Annotated in this window: 6 protein-coding genes; all 6 read right to left on the reverse strand. The window is 67.0% G+C overall.

What is annotated here, in order from left to right; all coding sequences use genetic code 11:
- Positions 1-56 precede the first annotated feature (56 nt).
- Positions 57-1,616, reverse strand: coding sequence for a peptidoglycan DD-metalloendopeptidase family protein (locus tag ACN675_RS02975; RefSeq protein WP_420749435.1), 1,560 nt, complete (start codon positions 1,614-1,616; stop codon positions 57-59).
- The gene (locus tag ACN675_RS02980; RefSeq protein ID WP_420749436.1) at positions 1,613-2,422 is read right to left on the reverse strand and encodes a hypothetical protein; all 810 of its coding nucleotides are present in this window, start codon (positions 2,420-2,422) and stop codon (positions 1,613-1,615) included. Before ACN675_RS02980 ends, ACN675_RS02975 begins: the two co-directional genes overlap by 4 nt.
- Positions 2,422-4,512 carry a hypothetical protein gene (locus ACN675_RS02985; RefSeq protein WP_420749441.1) on the reverse strand — a complete coding sequence of 697 codons (2,091 nt, stop codon included), beginning with the start codon at positions 4,510-4,512 and terminating at the stop codon, positions 2,422-2,424. The genes ACN675_RS02980 and ACN675_RS02985 overlap by 1 nt, the downstream gene beginning before the upstream one ends.
- A gap of 77 nt (positions 4,513-4,589) precedes the next feature.
- A complete protein-coding gene (locus ACN675_RS02990) occupies positions 4,590-7,637 on the reverse strand; it encodes an ATP-binding protein (RefSeq protein ID WP_420749437.1) in 3,048 nt (1,015 codons plus the stop codon).
- Entirely contained in the window at positions 7,634-8,020 is a 387-nt protein-coding gene (locus ACN675_RS02995) for a hypothetical protein (protein ID WP_420749438.1), read from the reverse strand. The genes ACN675_RS02990 and ACN675_RS02995 overlap by 4 nt, the downstream gene beginning before the upstream one ends.
- 44 nt (positions 8,021-8,064) lie before the next feature.
- Positions 8,065-8,376 (reverse strand): hypothetical protein, encoded by a 312-nt coding sequence (locus ACN675_RS03000; RefSeq protein ID WP_197251206.1) that lies wholly within the window; start codon positions 8,374-8,376, stop codon positions 8,065-8,067.
- Positions 8,377-9,180: the final 804 nt, after the last annotated feature.

The raw sequence follows: 9,180 nt of genomic DNA on the forward strand, positions 1-9,180 counted from the left end.
AGCCTCTACCGTCCCTTTCCGAAAAGCGCTGCCCGGCAGCATTGATGACGCATTTCTCACATCACTCGTCGAGCCCTCATTCCGGTCCGGATGGGGGCTTCTTCGACCACGTCTCCGGTTGTGGGTGCGTGGACCATCTGTCCTGCTCCCGAGTAGATGCCCACGTGGCCGGGCCCGTTCGGTCCCCAATCGCCGAACACGAGATCACCCGGCCGGGCTTGATCGATAGGGATCTCGATGCCCACGGACCACTGCTGCTCCGAGGTGCGGGGAAGTGTCACCTTCCCGGCGCTGGCAGCGTGCACGGCATACGAGGTCAGGCCCGAGCAGTCGAACCCACCACGGGACGGCCCCGCGGTTCCGCCGCCGCCCCACACGTACGGAGTACCGAGGTAGTCACGTGCAGCCGTGACGATCTGACCGCCCCGTTCGCCACTCGGGACGAAACGGCCGCGAGAGTTGGGGTTGACGAATTTCCCACGGGCATTGGTGATTTTCGCGACGTAGTGCTGTGTCTCGGCGTAGGGCGGGATTCCCCGGTGAACCTGGACCGCGCCGAGCCCAGCGTTGTACGCGGCCAGAGTCAAGCCGATCGCGTCCCCTGGAATGGAGGAAACCTCCTGGTAGAGCGCACACATGTAGTGCGCTTGCGACATCACCGCATCCCCGATCGAGTTCGGATCCGCCGTGCCGTCGCCGTCATAGTCCTTGCCCCATGTGCTCCATGTGCCGGGCATGAACTGTGCCGGACCCGTCGCACCGGTCGCGGAGACCGGCGCGCTCGGACCGTGGCGGAATCCGTTCTCCTGCTCGAGCTGCGCTGCGATCAACGGCGAATCGATCTCGGGACATACCGCGCCCGCGCGCCTGATCCACCGCTCGAACTCGGCTGGCACAGCACGAAATGCGAGCTCCCCGACGCCGGGCGCTCCGAATCCGGTGCAGTCGGAGGCCGATCGGACCGAGGCCATGAGTTCGATGTTCGCGTCGCGGTGGAGGTCGAGAGCATCACCGCTGGTTCCTGATTGGTCGGCGATACCCGGAAGGACGGTCAGCGGGTCGATCGCCACACCGCCCTGCAACCGACCGCCCTGCCAGTATTCGAAGTGCAAATGTGGTCCTGTGGATTCGCCCGCATTGCCGATATCGCCGATGTGCTCCCCGGCAGCCACCACATCACCCGCCGCGACCCGCAGGCCGTCGTCGAACATGTGCCCGTAGACCGTCGAGACTGGTTTGCCGTCGACATTGGAGTCGATGACGATCCAGTTCCCGAAACCGGCGGCCGATCCCGCGGCGACCACCCGACCGTCGAGCGCGGCGAGAATCTTCGTAGCGACGGGTCCGGCCAGATCCACCCCGAGGTGAGCGGCCCCCCAGCGCGCACCAAACGGCGAGGTGTACGTGGTTGTTCCGGGCTCGACCGGCATGCGGATCGGTCCGGACGGGCGCAGTGCCAGATCCCGCGTACCCGAGCCCATCCCGGCGTTGTCGCTGGGAACGGACCGACACGGGTCCTTCGCGATAACCGGTGCCGGGGCGCACGCCGCAGTCCCGAGGACAACGGCCGCAGCACCGGTGAGCATCAGGACGCGCGCCGCGCCGACGATGGTCATCGTTCCCCGGGGATCGGGGTGTCGAGCTCCGGGATGGGAATCGGGCCGGGGACCGGCTCCGGGAAGGGATTCCCGGCGGCGGTGTCGGCGGATGCCGACGGAGCGGCGCGGCTCGATATCGGCAGACCGAGTTCGGATGTCGCTGGCGTTGTCACGTTCGGGGTGGTGAGGGTTGGTGTGGCGGGTGGGGGAGACGTCGCAGTGCTGCTCTCGGCCACGCTCAGGCTCAGAGTGGGCGGAGTCGTGATTGCCCACCGTGTCCCGTGGTCGGCGGCGGTGAGGACGATCTGCATGTTTCCGATCTGGGTGGGAACCATCACGTGTGCCGTGCGGGTGCCGGCGCGTTCCTCGAGGCGACTGCTGGTCGGACCGGTGATCACCAGCGGGATCCGGGGCCGTGCCGACACCAGGGTCTCGTCGGGCGCCTCTTTGGTGAATCGAGCGAGAGCCGTCAGCCATGTCGTATCCGACACAGTCGGATCAGCGAAGGCGTGTGCGTACGCCATCGCGGTGGCCGGTGCGCTTGTCGCAGTCCACGTCGTGGGTTGGGTGGCGACCTGGGACTCGGTGACCTCGTTGAGCTCGTAGGTGATCGATTCCGCCATGATGGCCGGTGCATGGGCGACGTTCTCGGCGGCGGTGACCTCGGTGGACGCCGGCGGCCGCGGCGGAGTTTGGCCGAAGATCGCGCCGGCAACGAAAAGCAGCGCCACGAATCCGGCGATGGTGATCGCCAGGTGCGCGCGCGAGTAGAGCACCCAGCGCCGAACCGGTGCCAGGACGGGATTGGGCCCGGATGCCGACATCAGCTGTACCGATCCTGCCGGTGCGATCCCGGAGTCGGGGCCGTCCACACCCGGATGTTCTGCGACGGTTCCTGCTGCTGCTGTCGACGAACCGTCGGCGAGGCAAGAACATCGGTTCGCGCATTGCGGCCGGACCGGTGGGGCCGGCCGGGGGTGTAGACCTTCATCGGTGCGATCGCAGAGCGATCCCCGCCGTCCCAGCGTTGCCCCACGCCGGCGGTCAGCAGGTCCCGGCGGGCTCGCCGATCCAGCTGCTGCTCTTCGGCTTCGCTTGTATCGATCCGCTTCCACACGGTGGCGCCGATACGCATCGCCTTCTCGGCGTCCGGGCTCTCGGCCTTGCCGCGGGCCGCATCACGTCCGGCCATCGCGGCGATACCCGCGAGGCGGACGTCGCGTTCTGTGGCCGCCGCCGATGCTTGATCGAGTCGGCGGGCTCTGCCCGAGGACTGGCTCTTACGGGCGTCGGCGCGGGACTTGGTCAAGGCCTGCTGACGTTGGTTGTTCAGGGACCGGCCTTCCGGGCGGGCCGGTACCGGTACCCCACCTAACCCGGCGATCTCGCCGCTGGTGCGTCGCCTGTGCAGGTCGCTCACGGTTTGCGCGGTGCCGACGGCGGCCCCGGCACCCGGTCCGCCGATTGCCGTGGCGGCGCTGGTGAACAGCTTCCGCCGGAGAGTCTTTTGGGCATTACGTGCCTTGCGGTTGAGCATCGACGTGCGGTTCTGCGTGAGGGTCTGGGACATCCGTTTGAACGGCCGCAGGAACGCCCAACCCGCGACGGTCAGCAGCACCAGGATCCACAGTCGCCAGGTGCCGTCGACGTCGCCGCCGGAGTGAACATAGAGCGAGACCAGCGCCATCAGATACAGCCCGACGACGGCCGCGCCGGCCACACCCCACAGGTAGGCCGAGCCCAACGTGCGCAGGACCCGTGACAGCCACCCGCCGTGCGCGATCGCGACCGGAATCCAGAGCGGAGCGAACAGCACCGCGAATCGGATCGCCAGTAGTGCGGTCAGTTTCAGGACCGACGCGCCGATCCACAGCAGCGAGGGCATCGCCAGTTTGAGCATGGCCATGAACCCGGTGCCGGCGCGACCGGAGTTTTTGCCCTGAAACTGGTAGTAGGACAGCTGATAGTCCTCTTCGAGGGAGGAGACGATTTCCTTGAACTGGTCGGCCTTGTCCTTGGCGAGTTGTGCCTGAGCCGTCGGATCGCCCTTGACTTGCTGCTGCTCGGCGTAGGAGAACGCCAGCGAATTGCGCAGCCGCGGGCCGAGCTGGGCGGGATCGGTCGGGTCGTAATTGGTGCCGAACCAGCCCTTGCGCCAGTCCTCGAGGAAGATCTGGTCGAGCAGCACATCGCGCGGGTTGGTGCCACCGGAAACCAAGGTGCCGTTGCCCTCTCCGCCGCCGAAGCGAACCGAGAAGATCTGGTCCTGGGTCTCGGTGACGAGCGAGCCGAACGTGTCGTCGGAGATCTGGAGGGCCTTCTGCGGTGCGCCGATCAGCAGTGCCCCGAGCATCAGGCCGAGCGCCGCGACGGCGCTCGTCCGCGTCACACCGGCACTGTCTGCTTTGAGCGCGTTCCACAACACGAGCACGGAGACGACGGCCAGCGCAACGCCCAGCCATGTCCAATAGACCGCGCGCATGCCGGCGGTGATGCTGTAGACGATCTTGTCGAACTGTGAGAGCACCGGAGCGACCCCGGCATCGGTGGCCGCCTGGCCCGTCTTCGTCTGATCGTCGAGCCAGAATGCCGCTGCGGCCATCGATTTTCCGATACCCAGGAACAGGTTTCCGTAGTTGGTGTCGAGGACAGCGTCGGGTGCGCGTACCAGATCCTCGCCGCACCCGAGGTCGTAGACGTACCAATCCAGGCCGGCCCATCCGTAGGTCTCGTAGCCGGTCGAGCCGTCCCGCGCCGGCCGGTCCGCGCTGGTCGAGTCGAAGACGGTCTCGAGCACCTCGTTCGGAAACTGCGGCGAGGGGACCTCCTTGCAGTCGAAGCCGCTCGCTGCCGCGACACCGGCGAGCCCGATGAACGCGACAGCGGTGAGCAACAGCACCGTCAGGCCGTGCACCGCCCGCGCCTTGCATCGCAGGCTGCGACATCGAGCAGAGGGGCGCTGCGCCTGCGGGAATCGGAATCGCTGCGCGCTCAAGACGTCCCTCCCGACACGGGTCGGGTTGCTCGCGAGTCCAGGGCGTCGAACACGTGCGCCAGATGCACGAAGTGCGTCCAGTCGGAGCGAATCAGCTCGATGTCGTCGGCCATCTTGACGATGAAGCGGCGTGCCGCGTCGAGTTCGTCGGTGTTGACGTCCTCATCGAGGGTGTCTTCGCCACCGCCGCCGAGACCAGCCAGCAGCGACTCGTAGCCCTCGCCGAGCGGCAGGTTCAGCAGTTTGAGGGCGCCCTCGATGGCATGGGCGTTGCCACCGAGATCGCCGATGATCACCTCGTAGGTCAGCGCGGACTTGTCGTCGGTGCCGTCGACGCCGAGGAAGTCATCGGGCAGCTGCGAGCACACCAGTGCGCGCACCTTGTACTTGCGTGAGTCGCGGGCGATGCGCAAGTTCAGGGTGCGGCCGGCGCCGGTCTCTTCGATGTACTTGTTCTCGTCGAGGAACAAGATTTTGCGGACGTAGCGGGGCAGTTCGTAGATCAGCCGGTTCGCCATCCACGCGGCCATGTGCATCAGTGGCCCGGCCATCCGTTGCTGCGGAGTCCACTGCGTCGGGTCGATGCCTTTCGGGGGCAGCTGCAGGCCCGGCGTCGTCAGCACGGTCAGATGCACGTCACGGTCGGTGTCCTCGACCTCGCCGCTGGTGCCCTCTTCCGGGAACAGAACCCGGGCCTCGGCCAGGTCGGCCATCATCGACAGGTCCTGATGCACGCTCTTCGCGCAGGACCGCAGATCGATGTTGTCGTCGTTGCGACCGATCGCGGCGATGGCGTCGAGCACTTCGCGTAGGTTGTGGTGCCGCTCGCCGCCGACCGTGTTCGCCGCGGTCTGAAGGACCGTCTCGGTCCACTCGTGTTCGAGCCGCGCAGGGGTGAGCATCATCTTCAGCACTGCGACCGCCACCGAGATCCGCTCGGCGGCCGCGGCGCGGACGTCGGCCTCGTACTGGGCGTGCGCAGCCGCGACCGGGTCGGGATCGTCGGCGTAGTCGGGGCCCTGGGGGTCGTAGTCCGGGTCGTCTCGCCGCGGGTCGACGATCACCCGGTACGGGTTGAGCGAACCGGGGCGGGAGGTGCGCCCGGTCAGTGACTGGACTTCGGCGATACCCCGGAACTCGGGGAGCTGGGCGAGCTTCTTGAGTGGTCCGGACGGGTCGAGCACCACCGCGTAGGCGCCTGCTCGGACGGCCTGGTAGACGATCATGGCGGCGAGGAACGACTTGCCCGATCCCGGCACGGCGACGACCGGGGTCAGCCCCGACTTGTGCTTCTTCTCGTGCGCGGCAAAAAGATCCCACACCGCCGGGCGCGGGGCGATCGAGGCGGTCTGCCCGATGACGACGCCGGTGCGGTCACCGATGCGGTCACCGACGGCGGCCATGCCGGCCGAGAGTGCTTCGACGGTCATGCGGCGGCAATGGGCGACGTTTGCCAGCGGCTCGCCCGGAATGAACTCGCGCAGCAACTGGTACTGGCCGTGCTCGTGTTCGAGGCGGATTCGGGGTGCGTACATCTCCTGGAGCAGGGCCACCTTTTCCCTGGCCTCGGCAGGGGAGGAGCCGACTACGAGGACCCGGTACCAGCCCTCGGTGCGTACCGACAGGCCCGAGTGGTCCTCCTCGATATCGGAGATCACCCGCTGAGCGAGCGCGTGCTGCTCGGCGAGTTCCTGCGGCGGCACCTGATCGTGCTCAACCGTGTAGTGGTCGAACTGCGATTCAATCTTCGAGGTCAGGCGGCGCAGAGTCCGCAGGGTCTGCCGTTTGGTCTCGAGCGTGATGCGTTCGGACCATTCGAGCGGTTCCCCGGATGGGTCCCCGATGACTTGCCAGGGCAGCATTCGTTCCGGGATCGGCAGCGGTGCCATGCGCCCGACGGTGAGCACGATGGCGTAGCCGGTGTAGGCACGGCCGCCGATCTGACCGCGCACCGTCGTGTAGCCATCCCCGGGTGTCAGTTCCGGGTTGGTGAGGTCTTCGAGCGCAGCCACATCGGACTGCTCCCAGTCGCCTCCGCCGGCGATGACACCGTCGGCGTCGAGCGGCAGGCCGAGGGTCGCCGAGCGCAGCAGCAGATAGTCCATCTGTGCCGGGGTGGCGGGTCTGGCGTTGACGCCCTGGCCGGCCAGGTGTCGCTCGATCGTGCCGAGGTGATCGGCGATCGCCTTCTGTTCACCCACGAACGCCTCGCGTGCCCATCGGCGCACCAGGCGTGCCGGTCTGCCGAGTAGCGGTGTGTCGACCACCGGGAGCAGCCACGCGCCGACGACGTCGAGAGCTTGGGCCAGAACCGATCGGGGCGGCAACTCGACACCCCAGTATCGGCCCTTCTGCGTGGGGTTTCCCCACAGCATCGCGTGCTGCTGGCCACGCAGGTAATCGGCCCACGACAACGCGCCGGGAACGTCGGGGATCGGTTCGGCCCAGGCGTCGTGCGCCTGCGCCCATTGCCGCACCGGCCACGGGGTGCGTACCAATCGTCGATGTAGACCCGTCACTCCCGCCTCGGCAAGATTGGCCACCACGAGCGCTTCGTTCTGGATGTAGCGACGTTGCTTGCCGAGGGGCCGCATGTTCCACGGCCCCGGAGGTTGGACGAACCACGCCGTGGATTGGCGGCGCGTGCGGGTGATGTTGCCCTCGACGCCGATGAGGTCGAGGCGCACGGATTTGCGGTCGCGGTCGCGGCGTTTCTTCGCCTCCGCGGCCTGCCGGGTTAATTCGGCATTCGGACCGCCGCCGTGTCGCCGCTCGCGCTTGCCGCCCTTCTCGGAGGGTGCTGCCGTATCGGCCGGTATCGGCGGCGCCGGCGGCTCGATCGCAGCCGGTGGGAATGTTGCTGCGATGTCGGCCTCGAGGGCCTGCGGCCACGCCGGCTCGCGCGGCGCTGCTGGCCCGAGTCCGGTGGCCAGCGCTGCCGCCCACGAGGGCGGAAGCGCGCCTGGGGGAACAATGATCGGTTCGGGCTCGTCGAAGTTCGGATCGAATAGTGCCGCGATCTCGTGTTCGGGTTGCAGGCTCATCGGATGGACCCACCTTCGGTCGGCGCGGTGGAAATCGGTCGGGGAAGATCGCGCACGCGCAGCACGACGGTCTGTCCGGGCCGGGGTGGTCGTGGTGCGGTCAGGTCGTTCCACGCGGCCTTGATCACCGATCGGATCGGTCGGTCGGCGGTGACGTACTTGGTGACCTTGGCGGTGATGACCACGGCGAGGGCGAACATGACGGTCAGCGACTTGAATCCCAGCGGCACATGCACGATGGCGCGGGCAAGCACGAACACCGCCACGAAGGTCGTTACCCCGACGCCGACGGCGGCATAGCGGATCCGAATCGGAAAGGTAAATCCGGTCGGGCCGAGGTAGTGCTGATCCACGCGGTGCAACAGGTCGTCGTTGTCGATCACGGTCGCTCCTCGATCGTCGTTCGGTTATCCGGGTTGAAAGGGAGTCAGGCGACGTTGATGCCGAACAGGCTGAGCAGCCAGTTGCCGACGCCGAGAGAGGCGTCCTTGTTGCTGGAGAGCGCGAAGTAGGCGATACCGATCAGGGCCAGGCCACCGACGGTGACGACTCGTGACAGGTTCGCTCGCAGACCGCCGATCAGGACGGCGCACGCGATCAACAGCATGATCAGGAAGACGATGTTGTCGCCGATCCACGCGCGCACACCAGTAGTCGTGACTTCGGTGGATTGGGCGACCACGTCGCCGGTCACCGGCGTGGCCACTGCCAGGTGGGCTGCTGTGGTGATGAGGGACATGAGTGCTCCATCGTCGAGAGTCGGTCGGTGCACCTGAATTCGGCTGCGGGTGACCGTAGAACGAAGTCACCGATTTCCCCAACGGGGGTACCGCTCCTCGATCAATCGATTGCACGCGTGCGAGGGTCGCTGTGGGACGGAGAAATTCGCCGATGTCGCGCGAAGGCTGGCAATGCTCGACCGATCTCGAGCACACGGTAGCTGGAGCAGTGGGCGACCGCGCCGAGTACGTACACGATGACTCGCCGAGGGTTCGGACTCGGCTGGGTGCGTACGGCTCCGTGCGTAACGAGAGTGGGGATGAGGTGCGTGCAGCAGCGTGACGGGGCGCAGAGCACGGGCATTCGGTGCATCACTCGTGCGCACTGTGGGAACGGTGCTCACAGCGCTCTGTCGGAAACTCGCAGCAACGACAGCGGCAAGGGCTGCCGCGGAGCCGGTGTGCCTGTCGAAGCGGTGTGGCACGAACACTTCGAGACACCTGGTGAAATGAGCGTCTGATCCCGGGGCGGATCCGAGTGCTCGCAAGAGCGCCTTGCGCGCCCACCCCTCCGGGGTCACTCCCCCCTCGTTCCTCGGGGGGAGTGTAATCCTGAATTCAGCGCAGCGCAACATATTTCGTGGGCACGTCGTCGGATGATGCCTGCGTGGGGTGTCATCGCGCTGGTGCGGGCGCTCATTCATACCGCCTACACGCACCCACTCGGTCGTCCGATTCACCGCTCGATCGAGCGATATCCGACGCGTCCACCACCGTTGCGATCGAGCGCTCATGCAAGCGTCGGCAAGCACATCGATGCACCG

The organism is Rhodococcus sp. O3 (genome assembly GCF_048897285.1).
Classification (GTDB): domain Bacteria; phylum Actinomycetota; class Actinomycetes; order Mycobacteriales; family Mycobacteriaceae; genus Rhodococcus.